Annotated in this window: 18 protein-coding genes; 8 read left to right on the top strand and 10 right to left on the bottom strand. The window is 74.2% G+C overall.

Annotated features, from left to right (window positions below; translation table 11 throughout):
* The first annotated feature begins 55 nt into the window (after positions 1-55).
* Both zwf and FE634_RS06195 read left to right on the top strand, forming a co-directional pair.
* Complete coding sequence (gene zwf / locus FE634_RS06200) at positions 56-1,474, top strand: glucose-6-phosphate dehydrogenase (protein WP_262347600.1); 1,419 nt, start codon at positions 56-58, stop codon at positions 1,472-1,474.
* On the top strand, positions 1,471-3,285 hold the full coding sequence (locus tag FE634_RS06195) for a glycoside hydrolase family 15 protein (protein ID WP_222847680.1): 1,815 nt from the start codon (positions 1,471-1,473) through the stop codon (positions 3,283-3,285). Before zwf ends, FE634_RS06195 begins: the two co-directional genes overlap by 4 nt.
* 69 nt (positions 3,286-3,354) lie before the next feature.
* Here FE634_RS06195 and FE634_RS06190 read toward each other — a convergent pair whose 3' ends face one another.
* The 5 genes from FE634_RS06190 to groES form a co-directional block, all read right to left on the bottom strand.
* The gene (locus tag FE634_RS06190) at positions 3,355-4,239 is read right to left on the bottom strand and encodes a GNAT family N-acetyltransferase (RefSeq protein WP_138875385.1); all 885 of its coding nucleotides are present in this window, start codon (positions 4,237-4,239) and stop codon (positions 3,355-3,357) included.
* 79 nt (positions 4,240-4,318) lie between these two features.
* A complete protein-coding gene (locus FE634_RS06185) occupies positions 4,319-4,855 on the bottom strand; it encodes a hypothetical protein (protein ID WP_137293138.1) in 537 nt (178 codons plus the stop codon).
* Entirely contained in the window at positions 4,855-5,409 is a 555-nt protein-coding gene (locus FE634_RS06180; RefSeq protein WP_138875384.1) for a hypothetical protein, read from the bottom strand. Before FE634_RS06180 ends, FE634_RS06185 begins: the two co-directional genes overlap by 1 nt.
* Before the next feature lie 148 nt (positions 5,410-5,557).
* Complete coding sequence (gene groL, locus FE634_RS06175; RefSeq protein ID WP_137293136.1) at positions 5,558-7,180, bottom strand: chaperonin GroEL; 1,623 nt, start codon at positions 7,178-7,180, stop codon at positions 5,558-5,560.
* A gap of 139 nt (positions 7,181-7,319) precedes the next feature.
* Positions 7,320-7,613: a co-chaperone GroES gene (gene groES, locus FE634_RS06170; RefSeq protein WP_134765380.1), complete on the bottom strand. Its 294-nt coding sequence runs from the start codon at positions 7,611-7,613 to the stop codon at positions 7,320-7,322.
* Positions 7,614-7,841: 228 nt separating this feature from the next.
* Between groES and FE634_RS06165 the strand changes: the two genes are divergently transcribed.
* Complete coding sequence (locus FE634_RS06165; protein WP_138875383.1) at positions 7,842-9,017, top strand: class I SAM-dependent methyltransferase; 1,176 nt, start codon at positions 7,842-7,844, stop codon at positions 9,015-9,017.
* Positions 9,018-9,040: 23 nt separating this feature from the next.
* Here FE634_RS06165 and FE634_RS06160 read toward each other — a convergent pair whose 3' ends face one another.
* Positions 9,041-9,688, bottom strand: coding sequence for an MBL fold metallo-hydrolase (locus FE634_RS06160; RefSeq protein ID WP_137293134.1), 648 nt, complete (start codon positions 9,686-9,688; stop codon positions 9,041-9,043).
* Entirely contained in the window at positions 9,685-10,785 is a 1,101-nt protein-coding gene (locus FE634_RS06155) for an S-(hydroxymethyl)mycothiol dehydrogenase (RefSeq protein WP_137293133.1), read from the bottom strand. The genes FE634_RS06160 and FE634_RS06155 overlap by 4 nt, the downstream gene beginning before the upstream one ends.
* A 214-nt stretch (positions 10,786-10,999) precedes the next feature.
* On the opposite strand from FE634_RS06155, the gene FE634_RS06150 reads away from it, so the two are divergent.
* The 3 genes from FE634_RS06150 (at position 11,000) to FE634_RS06140 (ending at position 13,857) form a co-directional block, all read left to right on the top strand.
* On the top strand, positions 11,000-12,034 hold the full coding sequence (locus FE634_RS06150) for a hypothetical protein (RefSeq protein WP_138875382.1): 1,035 nt from the start codon (positions 11,000-11,002) through the stop codon (positions 12,032-12,034).
* 114 nt (positions 12,035-12,148) lie between these two features.
* A complete protein-coding gene (locus FE634_RS06145) occupies positions 12,149-12,673 on the top strand; it encodes a SigE family RNA polymerase sigma factor (RefSeq protein ID WP_137293131.1) in 525 nt (174 codons plus the stop codon).
* A complete protein-coding gene (locus FE634_RS06140) occupies positions 12,670-13,857 on the top strand; it encodes a hypothetical protein (protein WP_148240429.1) in 1,188 nt (395 codons plus the stop codon). The genes FE634_RS06145 and FE634_RS06140 overlap by 4 nt, the downstream gene beginning before the upstream one ends.
* A gap of 6 nt (positions 13,858-13,863) precedes the next feature.
* On the opposite strand, the gene FE634_RS06135 is transcribed toward FE634_RS06140, so the two are convergent.
* Positions 13,864-14,487 (bottom strand): hypothetical protein, encoded by a 624-nt coding sequence (locus tag FE634_RS06135; protein ID WP_138875379.1) that lies wholly within the window; start codon positions 14,485-14,487, stop codon positions 13,864-13,866.
* Between the two features lie 160 nt (positions 14,488-14,647).
* Here FE634_RS06135 and FE634_RS06130 point away from each other — a divergent pair, with 160 nt between their 5' ends.
* Positions 14,648-15,091, top strand: a complete 444-nt coding sequence (locus FE634_RS06130; protein WP_148240428.1) for a hypothetical protein — start codon at positions 14,648-14,650, stop codon at positions 15,089-15,091.
* Positions 15,091-16,527, top strand: coding sequence for a WXG100 family type VII secretion target (locus FE634_RS06125; RefSeq protein WP_148240427.1), 1,437 nt, complete (start codon positions 15,091-15,093; stop codon positions 16,525-16,527). The genes FE634_RS06130 and FE634_RS06125 overlap by 1 nt, the downstream gene beginning before the upstream one ends.
* A gap of 17 nt (positions 16,528-16,544) precedes the next feature.
* Here FE634_RS06125 and rimI read toward each other — a convergent pair whose 3' ends face one another.
* Positions 16,545-17,018 (bottom strand): ribosomal protein S18-alanine N-acetyltransferase, encoded by a 474-nt coding sequence (rimI, locus tag FE634_RS06120; protein ID WP_138875376.1) that lies wholly within the window; start codon positions 17,016-17,018, stop codon positions 16,545-16,547.
* Positions 17,015-17,653, bottom strand: coding sequence for a tRNA (adenosine(37)-N6)-threonylcarbamoyltransferase complex dimerization subunit type 1 TsaB (gene tsaB / locus FE634_RS06115; RefSeq protein ID WP_138875375.1), 639 nt, complete (start codon positions 17,651-17,653; stop codon positions 17,015-17,017). The genes rimI and tsaB overlap by 4 nt, the downstream gene beginning before the upstream one ends.
* Between the last annotated feature and the right edge of the window lie 3 nt (positions 17,654-17,656).

Genomic DNA, 17,656 nt, shown 5'->3' with positions numbered 1-17,656 from the left:
CGGTCGTGGCCTTCTGGATGAACCGCTCGCCGCGGCCCGCCGTCAGGCTGGTCGGGTGACCGACCAGCTCCCAGCCCACGTCCTCGTGCTCTTCGGCGCCACCGGCGACCTCGCGGCACGCAAGCTCTTCCCCGGTCTCTACCGCCTCGCCGCGGCCGGCCGGATGCCCGAGGAGTACGCCGTCATCGGCTCCGGGCGGCACTCCCCCGGCACCGACGCCGAGTTCCGCGACCAGCTCCGCGAGGCCCTCGCCGAGAGCGTCGACGACCTCGACGACGAGGTCGCCGACGACCTCCTGGCCCGGGTGCGCTTCCAGACCTCGGACGCCGACGACGGCGCCGACCTCGCGGCCGCCGTCCGCGACGCCGAGGACCGCCTCGGCGGCGACGACGTGCGCCGGCTGGTCTACCTCTCCGTCCCGCCGGCCGCGATGGAGCCGATGATCGCGATGCTGGGCCGCGAGGGTCTCACCGACCGGGCCCGGGTCGTCGTGGAGAAGCCGTTCGGCCTCGACCTCGAGAGCTCGCGCAGCCTCGACGCCGCCCTCAAGGACGTCGTGGCGGAGGAGCAGGTCTTCCGCATCGACCACTTCCTCGGCAAGGAGGCGGTGCAGAACATCCTGGCGCTGCGCTTCGCCAACGGCCTCTTCGAGCCGGCGTGGGACCGGCGCAGCATCGCGTCGGTGCAGATCGACGTCCCCGAGACGCTCGCGATGGAGGGCCGCGGCAGCTTCTACGAGTCCACCGGCTGCCTGCGCGACATGGTCTCGACCCACCTGTCGCAGCTGCTCGGCTTCATCGCGCTCGAGGAGCCGGCCGAGCTCACCGCGCAGGCCGTGCGCGACGCGAAGTCCGCCGTCTTCGAGGCGGTGCGGCCCCTCGACGCGAGCCGCGCCGTCTACGGCCAGTACGACGGCTACCGCGACGAGGACGACGTCGACGCCGACTCCGACGTCGAGACCTTCGTCGCCCTCGAGATGTACGTCGACAACGAGCGCTGGCGCGGCGTCCCGTTCTACCTGCGCACCGGCAAGGCGCTGGCCGAGACCCGGCGCACGATCACGCTCCGGTTCCGCGAGGCCGCGGGCTCGCTGTTCGGCGACCCGGCCGCGCTCGCCGCGCAGCCGCCCAACGACCTGGTGCTCGAGCTGACCGACGACGTCCAGGTGCGCGTCGACGTCCGCGCCAAGCGACCCGGTCCCGACCTCGCCCTCGTCGAGGGCTCCTTCCACCTGGCGCTCGCCGACGACGTCCCGGCGGAGGTGTCGGACCCGCTCGAGGCCTACGAGCGGCTGCTGCTCGACGTGATGCGCGGTGACCAGACCTTCTTCACCCGCTCCGACGAGGTCGACCGGCTCTGGCAGGTGGTGCAGCCGCTGCTCGACGAGCGGCCCCCGGTGCACCCCTACGAGCAGGGCTCCTGGGGTCCCCAGGCCGCGCTCGACCTCGCCGAGGGCGGGTGGCGGCTGCGGTGAGCCCGGCCGAGCACGGTCACGCGCAGGCCGAGATCGCCGACCACGGCGTCATCGGCGACCTGCGCACCTGCGCCCTGGTGTCGACCGAGGCGACCATCGACTGGTTCTGCGCCGGCCGCTTCGACGCACCCAGCGTCTTCGGCGGGCTGCTCGACCCCGACGCCGGCTCCTGGCGGACGTGGGTGGTCGACGGCCACACGCGCACGACGCAGTTCTACCTGCCCGACTCCGCGATCCTGGTGACCCGGTTCCTCACCGAGGACGGCGTCGCGGAGGTGCACGACTTCTTCCCGGTCGAGCGTGCCCACGACCCCGACCACCGCCAGCGGATCGTGCGCCGGATCATGGCCGTCCGCGGGACGGTCCGGGTCCGCACCGAGCTGCGGGCGCGACCCGACTACGGGCGCGTCGTCCCGGACGTCGAGGTGCTCGCGCCCCGCCGGCTGCTGCTGACGTCCGGCGACCTGCGCCTCGGGCTGAGCGCGAGCCACGACGTCGAGGTGGGCGACGACGTCCTCTCGGCGGAGTGCGTGCTGCGCGCCGGCGAGGAGGCCCGGTTCTCCCTGCACGTGCTCGAGGACGGCGCCGACCTGCCCGACGACGACGTGACCGACGAGCTCGACCGCACCGCGCGGTACTGGCGCGGCTGGCTGGCCCAGTCGACCTACCGCGGCCGCTGGCGCGAGATGGTCGACCGCTCCGCCATCACGCTGAAGCTGCTCACCCACGAGCCCAGCGGCGCGATCGTCGCCGCCCCGACGACCAGCCTGCCGGAGGAGATCGGCGGCGAGCGCAACTGGGACTACCGCTACGTGTGGATCCGCGACGCGGCGTTCAGCCTCTACGCGCTGCTGCGGCTGGGCTTCACCGACGAGGCCGAGTCCTTCATGCGGTGGCTGTCGGAGCGGCTCGGCGACGACCAGGGCAACGACGACGTCGGCCCGCTGCGCAACCTCTACGACATCGACGGCGGCGTCCCGGCCGAGGAGCACGAGCTCGACCACCTGCGCGGCTACGCCGACTCCCGCCCGGTGCGGGTCGGCAACGCCGCCGCCGAGCAGCTCCAGCTCGACATCTACGGCGAGCTGATCGACTCGGTCTACCTGTTCAACAAGTACAGCGCCGGCATCAGCCTCGACGCGTGGTCCGACCTGACCCGGGTGGTCGAGTGGCTGATCGAGAACTGGGAGCGCCCCGACGCCGGCATGTGGGAGATCCGCGACGACCCGCGACCGCACACCGTGTCGCGCCTGATGTGCTGGGTGGCGATCGAGCGGATGATGCGCACCGCGCGCCAGCGGGGGCTGCCCGGCGACCTGACGCGCTGGGGCGAGGCCCGCGACGCCATCCAGCGCCGCATCGTCGAGGAGTGCTGGGACGACGAGGTCGGTGCGTTCATGTCCGCCGAGGGCGCCGACACCGTCGACGCCGGCGTCCTGCTGATGCCGCTGGTGAAGTTCCTCGCGCCCAACGACCCGCGCTGGCTCTCGACGCTGCGGGTGCTCGAGGAGCGGCTGGTCTCCGACAGCCTGGTCTTCCGCTACGACCTGGGTCACACCACCGACGGCCTCGACGGGCCGGAGGGCACGTTCTCGCTCTGCTCGTTCTGGTACGTCGAGGCCCTCACCCGCGCCGGCCGGCTCGACGACGCCCGCCTGGCGCTGGAGAAGATGTTCACCTACGCCAACCACCTCGGGCTCTACGCCGAGCAGGTCGGGCTCACCGGCGACCAGCTCGGCAACTTCCCCCAGGCCTTCACCCACCTGTCCCTCATCAGCGCCGCGATGAACCTCGACCGCCGCCTCACCTGACGCCGACCCGTCGCTGATCAGCGACGGGTCGGCCCAGGACTCGCTGACCCGTCGCTGATCAGCGACGGGTCAGCGGTCGAGGGGGCGGAGCTCGGTGACGGAGATGCGGACGGTCAGGGTCTCGCCGGCCATCCGGATCCGGCCGCGCATGCCTGCGGAGAGCACCATCGGCATCACCGCACGGTTGTCGTGGGCGGTGGTGAGCACGATCTCGGAGGCGCCGAGGCCGCGCGCGAGGCGGGCGGAGTCGCCCAGCAGCCGGGTGCCGATGCCGCGGCGCTGCCAGGCGGCGTCGACCCGGATGTCGACGGTGAAGACCGTCGGGTCCTCGGTGCTGGCGACCACCACGGCCCGGCCGGCGGCGACGCCGTCGGCGAGCGCGGTCACCGTGCCGCCGTCGACGACGTAGGTCGGCACCGCACCGGCCCCGATCCGTCGTCCACCGGACGGCGCGAAGGCCGGGCGTTCGCGGCCGAGCACGTCGCTGACGAGCTCGGCCATCGCGGCGCCGCGGGCGTGCTCGACGGCGGTGAACGGGGCGACCCGCCGGATCTGCACCTGGACGTCGCCGACCACCATCTCCATCACGTCCTGCGGTCCCTCGCCGGGCAGCACGTCGGCGTCGAAGAGGTGCGCCACGACGTCGGGGAACGACGCCGGCTGGGCCAGCACCGAGCGGGCCGCCTGCACGAAGCGGGTCGGCTGGTCGAGCAGCGCCTCCTCGGTGCAGGTCGCGGCCACCACGTCCCGGCCGCCGGAGCGCTCGTGCAGGACCACGAGGTCCTCGGCGGTCCACTCGTCGGGGGTCCGCAGCACGAGCTCGTCGGTCACCCGGTCGTTGTCGGGGAAGGCCTGGACGCCGACGATGTTGGCGCCGGCCTTGCCGCACTCCGCCGCCAGCTCGGCCAGGGCGCCCGGGCGGTCGGGCAGGGTGACGCGCACTCTCCACAGCATGCCTCCAGCGTCCTCGGCCGTCGTTGCACCCGCAAGTCCCCCGGGTTGCGGTGAGGTTGCATCCAGCCCGGCGTCCGGCTCAGAGGACCTGGATGTCGTCGACCTTCCAGACCCCGTCGGTGAGGACGACGTCCACGAGCACCCGGTTGCGCCCGAGCACCTCGCTCTCGCCGGCCGCGAGACCACGCCCGGAGACGAGCACCTGGTCGACGTAGAGGAGGCAGACGACGTCCTCCCCGCCGCCGGTGCGGACCACCCCTGCTCCACGCACCCGCGCCTCGGTGACGGCCTCGCGCTCGCGGGCGAAGGGGCGGACCTCGCGGCCGAAGACCCGGGCGAAGCGGGCGGCGTAGGCCGGGGTCATGGTCTCCGAGGCGGCCCTCAGGCTGCCGGTGAGGTCGGCGTGGTCGTAGCCGAAGGCCAGCGGGACGGCCGCGACCGCCGCCTCGAGCCCGTCGCCGCCGGGTCCGAGCAGGTCGGCGACCTCGTAGTCGCCGCGGCTGTCGGGCGCGCTCGGGGCGACGTCGGGGCGGGTGAGCGCGAGCGCGACCGTCAGGCCCGAGCCCGCCAGCACCAGGGCGAGCAGGACGACGACGCGACGACGCAGCGGGCCCATCAGCGCACCTCCTCGAACGCCGCGACCAGCCACTCGTCGTCGACCAGGTCGAGCACCACGCGGGTCCGGTACGGGGCCGTGCGCCGTCCGGTCGGCGCCACGGTCGTCACGTCGAGGGTGACCAGGACCTGGGCCCGGTCGGCGACGAGGAGCTCGGTGGCGGCGCCGTCGGGCTCGAGGGCCGCGCTGAGCCGCAGCCGCTGCTCGGAGACCCGGGCGGCGAGGGCCGCCGCGCCGGCGTCGTAGGACGCGACGAACTCGTCGGTGCCCAGGGCGCGCATCGCGTCCATGTCGCGCTCGACGTGTCGGTGGTCGAGGGTGAAGTAGGTCCGCGCCGCGCGGCGCGCGGCGAGGACCGCACGGCCCGCGACGTCGTCCTGCCAGCGGGCCGCGCCGATGTCGGCGGGTCGCTGCGGGGAGACGTCGGGCTCGTTGCGGCGCTCGAGGACGAGCACCGTCGAGGTGGCGAGGACGGCGAGCAGCAGCACCGCGAGGACGACGGTGAGCAGGCGGGAGCCCCCGGCCGGTCGCCGGTCCGGCGCGTGGTGGTCCATCGCCCTCCCTCCCCAGGTCGGCACGGTGCCCGCCCACCCTGTCAGAGCCAGTCGCCCCCCGCGCGGATCTGGGGCACCGAAAAGCGGACCGACCCGCCGCGGTCACCCGCGACGGGTCGGAACGGTGCCGGCGGACCGGCGGGGTGGATCAGTGACCGTGGCCGTGGCCGTGGCCGCCGGCGGCGGCCTCGTCCTCGTCCTCGGGCTTCTCGACGATCAGCGTCTCGGTGGTCAGCAGCATCGCGGCGATGGAGGTCGCGTTGATGAGGGCCGAGCGGGTGACCTTGACCGGGTCGAGGACGCCCTGGGCGACCAGGTCGCCGTAGGTGTCGTCGGCGGCGTTGTAGCCGTTGCCCAGGCCGAGCTCGCGGACCTTGGAGGTCACGACGTAGCCGTTGACGCCGCCGTTCTCGGCGATCCAGCGCAGCGGCTCGTCGGCGGCCTTGCGGACGACGCGGACGCCGAACGCCTCGTCGCCGGTGAGGCCGAGGTCCTTGTCGAGGACCGCGACGGCGTGGATGAGCGCCGAGCCACCGCCGGGGACGATGCCCTCCTCGATGGCCGCGCGGGTCGCGGAGACGGCGTCCTCGATGCGGTGCTTCTTCTCCTTCAGCTCCACCTCGGTGGCGGCGCCGACCTTGATCACGCAGACACCGCCGGCGAGCTTGGCGAGGCGCTCCTGGAGCTTCTCGCGGTCCCAGTCGGAGTCGGTGTTCTCGATCTCGGCCTTGATCTGGTTGACCCGGCCCTCGACCTCGGCGGAGTCGCCCGCGCCGTCGACGATGGTCGTGTTGTCCTTGGTGATGACGACGCGACGCGCGGTGCCGAGCACCTCGAGGCCGACCTGGTCGAGCTTGAGGCCGACCTCGGGGGCGATGACCTGGCCACCGGTCAGCGTCGCGATGTCCTGCATCATCGCCTTGCGGCGGTCGCCGAAGGCCGGGGCCTTCACCGCGACGGCGTTGAAGGTGCCGCGGATCTTGTTGACGACCAGGGTCGACAGCGCCTCACCGTCGACGTCCTCGGCGAGGATGAAGAGCGGCTTGCCGGCCTGGATGACCTTCTCGAGCAGCGGGAGGAGCTCGGAGATCGCCGAGATCTTGCCCTGGTGCAGGAGGATGTAGGGGTCGTCGAGGACGGCCTCCATGCGCTCCGGGTCGGTGACGAAGTACTGGCTGATGTAGCCCTTGTCGAACTGCATGCCCTCGGTGAACTCGAGCTCGGTGCCCATGGTGTTGGACTCCTCGACCGTGATCACGCCGTCCTTGCCGACCTTGTCGAAGGCGTCGGCGAGCAGGTCGCCGATGTGGGCGTCGCGGCTCGAGATGGTGGCGACCGAGGCCATGTCGGCGCGGGTCTCGACCTCGCGGGCGGCCTCGAGCAGGGCGTCGGAGACGGCCTGGGCGGCGAGGTCCATGCCGCGCTTGAGGCCCATCGGGTTGGCGCCGGCCGCGACGGCGCGCAGGCCCTCGTGGACCATCGCCTGGGCGAGCACGGTCGCGGTGGTGGTGCCGTCACCGGCGACGTCGTTGGTCTTGGTGGCGACCTCCTTCGTCAGCTGGGCGCCGAGGTTCTCGAAGGGGTCGTCGAGCTCGATCTCACGGGCGACGGTGACACCGTCGTTGGTGATGGTCGGCGCGCCCCACTTCTTGTCGAGGACCACGTAACGGCCCTTCGGGCCGAGGGTGACCTTGACGGCGTTGGCGAGGGCGTCGACGCCGCGCTCGAGCGCGCGGCGGGCGTTCTCGTCGAACTCCAGGATCTTGGGCATGCGGTGGTGCTCCTTGCCGGGTGTGGTGCGGGGTGTGGTTCAGGGCCAGGACGGCGAACGGGTCGCCCGCCGACTTCACGCACGAGGCGCTCGTCAGGCGGACGACCCGCGCAGCTGATCTGGAAGGATCAGGAAGTGATCAGGAGACGACGGCGAGGACGTCGCGCGCCGAGAGGATGAGGAACTCGTCCCCGGCGTACTTGACCTCGGTGCCGCCGTACTTGCTGTAGATGACCTTGTCGCCGACGGCGACGTCGAGCGGGACGCGGTTGCCGTTGTCGTCGATGCGACCCGGACCCAGCGCCACGACCTCGCCCTCCTGGGGCTTCTCCTTGGCGGTGTCCGGGATGACCAGGCCGGAGGCCGTGGTCTGCTCGGCCTCGAGGGGCTTGACGACGATCCGGTCCTCGAGAGGCTTGATGTTGACCGACACGATGTCGACCTCCACTTTCGTTGTAACTCTGCGGGCTCACGTGGTGGGCCTGCTCGGTGGTACGCCGTCGCGGGGGTCGTACCTCTTCGCAAGCGCTGGCACCCTCGGGTCGAGAGTGCCAGTTCCGAAACTAGCACTCCCCCCTGACGAGTGCCAGGGAGGGTGGGGGTCGACCGGCCGGGCGCCCGTCGCGCCCGCCGGGCCGGAGCCGCCTGCGAAGATCAGGACATGGACCTCGACGCCTTCCACTGGCTGCTGACCGACGACGGTCAGGCCCTGCTGGCGACGGCGACCGCCCTCGTAGCCGGCGGTGACGACGAGCTCGCGGTCCAGACGGCGCTGCGCCGGACGGCGACGCCCGACCGGGTCGCCGCCGCGCTCACCCAGGTGACGCTGCGCCGGCGCGCCGAGGCCAAGCTCGGCGAGCGGGCCGCGCTGCTGTACTTCACCCCCGACGGGCTCGAGCAGGCCACCCGCGCCGCGGTCGCGCGCCACCGGGCCGGCCGGCTGACGGCGTTCGCGACCCGCACCCTGGTCGACCTCGGCTGCGGCATCGGCGGTGACCTGCTCGCCGCCGCCGAGGCCGGCATCACCTGCGTCGGCATCGACCTCGACCCGGTCCGGGTCGCGGTGGCCGGGGCCAACCTGGCCGCCCTCGGCCTCCCGGGGGCGGTGAGCGTGGCCGACGCCACCCGGATCGACACCTCGCCCTTCGACGTCGCCTTCGCCGACCCCGCGCGCCGCTCCGGGGCGGGCCGCACCTGGAGCCCCGACGCCTGGACGCCGCCCTGGACCTTCGTCGAGCGGCTCCTCGCCCGCGACGCCTGCGTGAAGGTGGCCCCCGGAATCCCCCACGACCTGGTACCCGAGGGCGTCGAGGCCGAGTGGGTCAGTGACCGCGGCGAGGTCAAGGAGGCCGCCCTGTGGTCGGGCAGCCTGGCCTCGACCCGTCGCCGGGCCACCGTCATCGGCGACGGCGGCCTGGCCACCCTCACCGAGGACGACGACCCCGGCGCCGCCCACGTCGGCGTCCGCGACGTCGGCGGCTACCTCTACGAGCCCGACGGCGCCGTCATCCGCGCCGGCCTGGTGACCGCGGTCGCGGCCGCGGTCGGCGGTGGGCTGGTCGACGAGCACATCGCCTACGTGACCTCCGACGACTCCTCCCGGACGCCGTTCGCCCGCGGCTACCGCGTGCTCGAGGAGCTCCCCTACCGCGAGAAGCAGCTGAGGGCGGCGCTGCGCGAGCGCGGCGTCGGGACGCTGACGATCAAGAAGCGCGGCGTCGACGTCGTCCCCGAGCAGCTGCGCAAGCGGCTCGCCCTCACCGGTGCCGCCGAGGCCACGATCGTGCTGACCCGGGTCGCCGGGCGGGGCGCCGCGTACCTCGTCGAACCGCTCTGACCCCGGGACGCCGCCGGCAGGGCTCAGCCGAGGCCGGCCTGCTCCGCCGCGATCGTGGTGTCGTCGCCGTGGCCGGTGTGCACCACGGTCCCGGCCGGGAGGGCGAACAGCCGGGCGCGGATGGAGTCCTTGATCAGGTCCTCGTCGCTGAAGCTGCGCCCGGTCGCGCCCGGACCACCGTTGAACAGGGTGTCGCCGGTGAAGACGCAGCCCAGGTCGGGGGCGTACAGGCAGACCGCGCCGGGCGCGTGACCCGGCGTGTGCAGCACCTGCAGCGTCGTCCCGCCGACCTCGATCGTGACGCCGTCGGCGAGGTCGAGGTCCCACAGCGTGGCGGTCTCGTCGTCGGGACCGCCGTGCGTGAGCTCCCACAAGGGACGGTCGGCCGGGTGCAGCATGATCGGCGCCCCGGACCCGCCGTTGGCGGCCGCGCGGAGCGCCGGTGCGACACGACAGTGGTCGTCGTGGGCGTGGGTGAGCACGATCGCCTTGATCGTGCGGTCGCCCACCACGGCCAGGATGTCCTCGACCGAGTGCGGGGCGTCGATGACGACGCACTCGGCGTCGTCGCCGACCACCCAGATGTTGTTGTCGACGTCGAAGGTCTGGCCGTCGAGGCTGAAGGTGCCCGAGGAGACCGCGTGGTCGACCCTGGCCCGGGTGGCCGTCACAGGATCACCACCGAGCGCAGGACGTCGCCGTCGTGCATCTTGGCGAAGGCGGCCTCGACGTCGTCGATGCCGATCTCCTCGGTGACGAACGCGTCGAGGTCGAGCCGGCCCTGGCGGTAGAGGTCGACCAGCATCGGGAAGTCACGGCTCGGCAGGCAGTCGCCGTACCAGCTCGACTTGAGCGAGCCGCCGCGGCCGAACACGTCGATCAGCGGCAGGTCGGGCAGCGTCATGTCGGGCGTCGGGACGCCGACCAGGACGACGGTGCCGGCCAGGTCGCGGGCGTAGAAGGCCTGCTTCCACGTCTCCGGGCGACCCACGGCCTCGACCACGACGTCGGCGCCGTCGGCGCCCTCGTAGGTCTCCGCGCAGATCCGCTTGATCTCCTCGACGGCGTCGACCTTGCTGGAGTCGACGGTGTGCGTGGCGCCCAGGCGGGTGGCCGCCTCGAGCTTCTTGGGGTCGATGTCGACGGCGATGACCGGGCTGGCCCCGGCCAGCGCGGAGCCCGCGACCGCCGCGACGCCGACGCCGCCGCAGCCGATGACCGCGACGGACTTCCCGCGGGTCACGGCGCCGGTGTTGATCGCCGCGCCGATGCCGGCCATCACGCCGCAGCCGAGCAGGCCCACGGCCGCCGGCCGCGCCTCGGGGTCGACCTTCGTGCACTGCCCGGCCGCGACCAGGGTCTTCTCGGCGAACGCGCCGATCCCCAGGGCCGGCGAGAGCTCGGTGCCGTCCTCGAGCGTCATCTTCTGGGTGGCGTTGTGGGTGGCGAAGCAGTACTGCGGCTCGCCCCGCTTGCACGCGCGGCACTGCCCGCAGACGGCGCGCCAGTTCAGGACGACGAAGTCGCCCGGCGCCACCCCGGTCACGTCGGGCCCGACGGCCTCGACCACGCCGGCGGCCTCGTGGCCGAGGAGGAACGGGAAGTCGTCGTTGATCCCGCCCTCGCGGTAGTGCAGGTCGGTGTGGCACACACCGCAGGCCTGCACCTTGACCACGGCCTCACCCGGTCCCGGGTCCGGCACGTTGATGGTGACCAGCTCGACGGGCTCTCCCTTGGCCTTCGCGACGACGGCCTTGACCTGCTGCATGCGTGCTCCCCTGCTCTGACTCGGTGGACGACGCTCGGTGCGTCACGGGCGACGTGACGCCGCGCCCGGCTCCCGGGAGCCACGGACGCCGCGTGAGCATCGTCCCCACCGTAGTCAGGCGCGCGCAGCCGCGCCCGCGGCGTCCCGGAACTGCGACGTGCCGCCGGGCCCCCGTGCGGGTCAACCCCGTGGCGTCGTCGGGCGTCGTACCGGGGTGAAGCCGCTCGCCGTCGCGCTGGTCCTCGTCGCGTTCGCCGCCTGCTCCGGCCCGGACGCCGGGCGACCGCCCCCGGCCCCGGCGCCCCCGGGCCCCGCCACCTCGGCGCCGGCCCCCGCGCGGGCGGCCCTGCAGCAGCTCCCGGTCGGGCCCCCGCCCCGCACCGGCCACGTCGTGGGCACGACGTACGTCGCCCGCGGCGGCGGCTTCGAGCTGCCGCCGAGCCGCTTCGCCCTGGGTGGGGTCGACGCGTTCCGCGGCGGCCTGCTGGTCGACGACGGCCGGTACTTCGAGGGCACCAGCGGCCTGAGCGTGGTCACCGCCGACGGCGTCGAGGAGCTCGACGGGTGCACGAGCGGGGGTGGGGCCGCGCACGGGGACACCGTCGCCTGGGCGACGTTCGCGTGCCCCGAGTCGGGGGTGCCGGCGCCGACGGTGCTGCACCTGCGCACGGCGGACGGCGAGCGGACCCAGCGCCTGGAGGACCGGCCGGGGCAGGGCGTGCTCACCGCCGTCGTCGGCCTGCTCGACGGCGACGTGCTCCTCAGTCGGGGCTCCGGCACGCGCGGGGTCCTCCGGTCCGACCTGGTCGGGGCGCCGCGCCGCATCACCGGCCTCGCCGGGGTGCGCGCGGTCGACGGGCGCTCCGGCCTGCTGGTGGGCGTCCCCGACACGGACGGCCGCGGCGTCGTCGTCCTGGACACCCGGGCCGGTCGCCGGCTCTGGCACGACCGGCGCTGGGGGGCCGTCGCCCTGGGCCCGGGTGGCCGGCTCCTCGGCTGGTCGCGGCGCGGCGGGTGGACGGTCCGCGACGCCCGCACGGGCGCGGTGCGTCACGTCCTCGCCGTCCCGCGCGGGCTGGGGATCCACGGCCTGGTGTGGGAGGACCGACGGCACCTGCTCGGCGTCGCCCGGCCGCCTCGGGGCGGGAGTCGCCAGGCGATCGTGCGGCTCGGGCTCGACGGCTCGATCGAGCGGACCACGCCGGTGGTCCGGCCGGGCCGGCGCACCGGCTACCTCCTGGCCCACTGACGTCGGCGGCCGGTTGCAACCTTCTCCGCACCGTTCGCGTCTTGGTGTCGTGAACGTGAGGGAGGAGCCGTGATGATGCTGCTGCACGGACGGGACAGACCCGACACTGGAGACATGACCCGGCACGGACGCCGCGACGCCGAGTTCACGGCGTACCTGCAGGCACGCCAGCCGAGCCTGCTGCGCACCGCGTACCTGCTCACCGGCGACCGGCACCAGGCCGAGGACATCCTGCAGACGTCGCTGGCCAAGCTGTACCTGGCCTGGGACAAGGTCAACGACCGGGCCTCGGTCGACGCCTACGTGCGCCGGATCATGGTCAACGAGAACAACTCGCTGTGGCGCCGGGCCTGGAAGCGCAAGGAGCACGCCACCGAGGTGCTGCCCGAGAGCCCCCACCTCGACGCCTACGACGAGGGCCGCAGCGCCGCGCTGTGGGACGTCGTCACGTCCCTGCCACCGAAGGCGCGCGCCGTCGTGGTGCTGCGCTACTACGAGCAGCTGAGCGAGGCCGAGACCGCCGACGTCCTCGGCATCTCGGTCGGCACCGTGAAGTCGCAGTGCAGCCGGGCCATCGCGGCGCTGCGTGAGCGTGTGCCCGCCGACCTGCACCCCGGACGACCGGAGGAGGACCGATGAACGAGGACCGACCCGACCAGCACCCCGACCAGGACTGGGAGAGCGAGATGAGCAGCGAGTTCGACCGCCGCGTCCGCGACCTCCGCGAGTCCCCGTTGACCTTCGAGCACGTGAGAGGCAGAGCCGTGAGCATCAAGCGACGTCGCCGTACCGTCGTCGCGGCGAGCCTCGTGGCCGCCGCGGCCGTCATCACCCCCGTCGCCGTCGCCTCGAGCGGCGGCTTCGGCACCGACCGCAGCAGCGGGCCGCCGGTCGCCACCCAGACCCCGACCGCCGTCGACACCGAGACCCCGGCCCCGCCGGAGCCCGAGGGCCCCGGTTTTGCCTACCTCCAGGACGGCGACCTGCACCGCGCCGACGGCAGCGTCGTCGCCCTGCCCGGCGACTACACCTCCGCCACCGACCTCGGCGACCGGATCGTGGCCACCGCCCAGGCCGACAACGGCGACACGGTCGTCGACGTCGTCGAGGACGGCGCCGTGGTCGAGAGCTACTCGGCCTTCAACCCGCCGATCGCCTCGGTCACCGGCACCTACGTCGTCTTCATGACCCTCGACGGCGAGCTGCAGACCGTGGGGGACGACGGCCAGAAGGTGATCGCCGACGGCTTCGACCCCGAGCTGCAGTTCCCGATGGTCGCCACCGGCGACGACTGCGTCACCAGCTGCCGGGTCTTCCTCAACCAGAGCCAGGACGACCCGATCGAGGTCAACCAGGACGGCCGCGAGAGCAGCCCGGCTCCCGGCGTCCTGAGCGTGACCGGCGCGACGTCCGAGGGCGACCTGGTCACCGTCGTCACCCGGGTGCTCGACGACGACCTCACCGGCTGCAGCGCTCTGTGGGACCCGGCCGAGCAGGAGGCGGTGATCGAGGAGACCTGCGACTACAAGTTCCTCGACGTCTCCCCCGACGGCCGCTACCTCCTGGCAGGGGACCCCCAGGGTGACGGCTTCGGGAACCGGTGGGTCGCGGTCCTCGACACCGACCTCACCGAGGTCGCGAGACTCGAGATCGAGGACACCTCGGTGCCGTACGTGCGGTTCCTCGACGAGGACACGATCCTCGCGACCGCCTACGACGGGGCCTGGACGGTGCTCACCCAGGACGTCGGCGGGGAGCCCACCACCGTGCTCGGCCCGGTGCCGGGCGAGGACCTCGACCCGCCGTTCGTCCTGTCCGACTGATCCGGCTCAGGACCAGCGGAAGCTGGCCAGGACGCTCGCGACGACCTCGGCGCGCTCGGCGCCGGGGATGTCCTTGCCCTGCCGGACCTTGAGGGTGACCAGGTCGCCGTCGACGAGGGCGATGAGGACCTCGATCGACGACGCGCCGTCCCGGCCGGTCACCCGGCGCATCTCCACCCCGTCGACCTCGACCGGGTCCTGCACCATCCCGCGACCGCGCAGGTCGCCCTCGAGCACCGTCTCCTCGAGCTCGGCCGCGGTCGGGTCGGACGTCGTCGAGGGGAACTGCGAGAGCCCGATGAAGCTCGTCGAGCCGGCCCCGGGGTCGGTTCCCGTGGCCAGGAAGCTCGCCTGGCCCTCGGTGAGCCTCCAGCCCTCCGGGAGCCGCACCGTGGCGACGTCCATCGCCAGCTCGGGTCCGGAGGCCGGGACCACCGCCGCCTCGGTCGGCTCCGTGGGGCTCGGCGCCTGCGACGGGGAGCCCGCCGCGGAGGAGGTGGCGCTCGCCGACGGGTCCGGGCCGTCGCTCCCGGCACCGCCGTCACCACCGTCGTCGCCACCGCCGCCGCAGCCCGCGAGGGCGAGGACGGCGACCAGGACGGCGGCGGGGACGGCCTTGCTGCGGGACACGGATCGCACGATCGGGACCCCTTTCCGAGATCGGGACTACCCCGACCCTAACGAGTAGCGTGCCGGGCGTGGGGCGGGCGCCCGCAGGTTTACCGGTGTGGGCGAGGGGTAGGCGAACCGCGTCTCGGCCCGCAGCAGAGCAGCAGAGGAGAGTTCACGGATGAGCATCGGTCTGGCCGCACAGGCAGGCGCAGCGCTGGGCGCGATCAACGTCGAGGAGGCGACGATCCGCGAGATCGTCAAGATCCTCACCGAGAACGCCGACGACGTCGACCGCAACTCCCGCCCGAAGGGCGTGGCACCGGCCGTCTTCGGCGCCTCCGACCCCGGGCAGCAGTTCGGGCACCACGTGAACCTCGCCCACCAGCACGTGACCGAGGCGATGCGCGACCTGGTCGTCGGGCTGGAGGGCTACGTCGTCAAGATCCACCGCTTCCACGACGACATGGTCTTCACCGACGAGACCAGCGGCGACGGCTCGCGCCGCTCGACCGACCGCGTGGCCGGGGCGCCCGTCCCGACCCTCGAGGCCGTCGAGGGCTGCGCCGCCCCGCCCGACTTCACCAACACCACCTGCGAGATCCCGGCGGAGGAGGAGGGCTGATGCCCGGACCGTCCGAGATCGAGTTCCGGCGCTACCTCGACGGCGCCGACCACGAGCAGATCGACGAGGGGTCCGCGGAGTGGTACCGGTGCGCCGAGCTGCTCAACGTGGTGGCCGCGTCGATGCGCCAGGCCGCCCAGCGCGACCACGTCATCGGCGGCGAGACGGGTCCCGCGATGGGCCGCTCGTTCGTGGAGACGGCGCGGGGTCTCGACGAGCGCGTGCAGCTGCTGCGCGACGGCAGCCGGGCGCTCGACCGGACCGCGAGGGCGATCCGGGAGGCCCGGGAGGCGCGGCGCCAGATGGACGTCAGCAGCCCCGAGCTCGACAAGCCCGGCCCCTACCGCCGTCCCGTGGGGCCGGCGACGCCGGAGGACGTCACCGAGCAGCGCAAGCACGGTGAGTCGGTCAAGGAGTACAACGACAACCTCGAGGCCCGCGAGCGGATCTCCGGGGAGTGGACCCGGCGCCTCGACGAGGTCTTCGGCTCCGAGCTCGGCGACATCAAGCGGATCCACGGCGAGCAGGAGCCCGTCCGGCCGCCCGAGCAGCTACCCCCGACCGGCCCGACCGGCCCGGGGGGCGGTAGCCCCGACGCGCCGATCTCCCGCCCGCCGACGTCGGTGCCTCCCGGTACGCCCACCTCGCCCCCGACCTCGCCGCCGCCAGGCATCCCGCCGGGCTCCCCGCCGGGCAACCCGTCACAGCCCGGCTACCCGCAGGGCCCGACCCCGGGCACGCCCCAGGGACCCGGCGCACCCACCTCCCCGATCGCGCCGGGGGCACCCGCCCCTCCCGCGCCGGTCGGCCCGACGACACCGGGGTCGACCACCCCGATGGCCCCGATCTCGCCCCTCTCGCCCTCGGCGATGCCGCCGAGCCCCGGGTCGGCGGGGGCGCCGGGAGGCGTCTCGCCCGCCGCGGCAGCGGGGATCGGTGCCGGCGGCGCCGCCGCCGGTGCCGCGATCGGGGCCGGCGTCCGTCCGGGCGTCGTCACGCCCGGCACCCCGGCCGGGGCCCGCCCCATCGGCGCGAGCGGCCGGCCGGCCGGCACGGCCGGCGCCCTGGGTCGCGGCGGCGCGGCGGGAGCAGTGCCCACCTCGCGGCCGGCGGGTGGCCGGGGCGGCGCCGTGGGGTCCGCTCCCGGGTCACGCTCCTCCGCCGGCCGCGGCACCGGTGCGGCCGGACGCGGCACCGCGGGTCGGGGCACCGGTCGCGGGGCGGCCGGCACCGCCGGGGCGGCCGGGTCGCGCAACGGCAGCGCCAAGGGCACCCGGGGCACGGCCGGGGGCCGTGGGCCGGGCGGCGCCGGAGCCGCCGGTGCCGGACGCCGCTCGGGCCGCGACCAGGACGAGCAGGGCCGCGACCGCGACCTCTTCGACGACGGTCGCGACTGGATCGACGACGACGGCGTGGCCCCGGAGGTCCTCGACTGAGCACCCCCGGGACGGCCTCACCGGTCGACCGGGAGCAGCATCACCACGGCGGTCGCGCCGTCGCGGTAGTACCGGCGGCGACGGTCGATCTCCCCGAAGCCGCGCTGGGCGTAGAAGCCCAGCGCGGCCTCGTTGTCCTCCCGGACCTCGAGCAGCACCCGGTCGGCCCCGCCGGAGCGGGCCAGGGCGACGACGCCGTCGAGCAACAGCCCCGCGACCCCCGCGCGACGGTGCCGCGGCGTGACCGCGACCCGTTGCAGCTCGGCGATGTCGGCCACGACGCTCGCGGCGGCGTAGCCGACGACGACGCCGTCGAGGTCGGCGACGAGGTAGGTCACCGTCGGCGCCTCACCCGCGACCCCCGCGGCCACGAGTCCGAACGGCCACGCGTCGCCGCCGAGGTTCTCGGCCTCGAGGTCGGCGACCGCGGCGGCGTCGTCCGGGCCGGCCACCCGGATCGTCGGGGCGCTCGCCGGGCCGGCCGGGCTCACGAGACGGGCTTGGCGGCGCCGGGCGCGACGGCGTCGGGCCGCCGCAGGTAGAGCGGCTCCGGGTCGAGCAGCTCGACCCGCTCCTCCGTGACCGCGCGACCCAGCCACCCCGCCGACGGACGCAGCGGGCCGAGCCGGTTCGGGAAGGCCTCGGGGTAGAGCACCGCGCCCTCCCCCACGACCGGGACGGTGGTGGCCACGCTCGCGGGCCGGTCGACGGCCGGGCCGCCGGTGCGGACGCCGTCCTCGTCGTAGGCCGCGAGGTAGACCTCCTTGCGGCGGGCGTCGGTGGCGACCACGAAGCTCGCACCGACCGCGCCGGTGTCGACCGCCTCGACGGCCAGCGCGTCGAGGCTGCACACGCCGTAGACGGGGACCTCGAGGACGAAGCCCAGCGTGCGGGCGGTGACCAGGCCGACCCGCAGGCCGGTGAACGGGCCCGGGCCGACGCCGACCGCGACCGCCGTCACGTCGGAGCGCAGCGCGTCGCAGCGGCGCAGCGCCTCGTCGATGAGCGGCGCCAGCTGCTCGCCGTGCCGCATCGTCTCCTCCGAGACCAGCTCGGCCAGCACCTCGCCGTCGTCGAGGAGGGCGACGGTGACGGTGGGCGAGGCGGTGTCGAACGCGAGCAGCACGGT

The organism is Nocardioides sp. S-1144 (genome assembly GCF_005954645.2).
In the GTDB taxonomy this organism is placed as follows: domain Bacteria; phylum Actinomycetota; class Actinomycetes; order Propionibacteriales; family Nocardioidaceae; genus Nocardioides; species Nocardioides dongxiaopingii.
The sequence above is the reverse complement of the archived record's forward strand: the minus strand, read 5'-3'. Positions and strand labels throughout refer to the sequence as shown.

What these genes read in the sequence shown, in the direction of transcription:
- FE634_RS06165 (WP_138875383.1), top strand. Translation starts at nt 7,842, where the DNA reads ATGGACCTCGACGCCTTCCACTGGCTGCTGACCGACGACGGTCAGGCC.
- FE634_RS06140 (WP_148240429.1), top strand. Translation starts at nt 12,670, where the DNA reads ATGAACGAGGACCGACCCGACCAGCACCCCGACCAGGACTGGGAGAGC.
- FE634_RS06155 (WP_137293133.1), bottom strand. Translation starts at nt 10,785, where the DNA reads ATGCAGCAGGTCAAGGCCGTCGTCGCGAAGGCCAAGGGAGAGCCCGTC.
- groL (WP_137293136.1), bottom strand. Translation starts at nt 7,180, where the DNA reads ATGCCCAAGATCCTGGAGTTCGACGAGAACGCCCGCCGCGCGCTCGAG.
- FE634_RS06180 (WP_138875384.1), bottom strand. Translation starts at nt 5,409, where the DNA reads ATGGACCACCACGCGCCGGACCGGCGACCGGCCGGGGGCTCCCGCCTG.
- FE634_RS06145 (WP_137293131.1), top strand. Translation starts at nt 12,149, where the DNA reads ATGACCCGGCACGGACGCCGCGACGCCGAGTTCACGGCGTACCTGCAG.
- FE634_RS06190 (WP_138875385.1), bottom strand. Translation starts at nt 4,239, where the DNA reads ATGCTGTGGAGAGTGCGCGTCACCCTGCCCGACCGCCCGGGCGCCCTG.
- FE634_RS06130 (WP_148240428.1), top strand. Translation starts at nt 14,648, where the DNA reads ATGAGCATCGGTCTGGCCGCACAGGCAGGCGCAGCGCTGGGCGCGATC.
- FE634_RS06185 (WP_137293138.1), bottom strand. Translation starts at nt 4,855, where the DNA reads ATGGGCCCGCTGCGTCGTCGCGTCGTCGTCCTGCTCGCCCTGGTGCTG.
- FE634_RS06125 (WP_148240427.1), top strand. Translation starts at nt 15,091, where the DNA reads ATGCCCGGACCGTCCGAGATCGAGTTCCGGCGCTACCTCGACGGCGCC.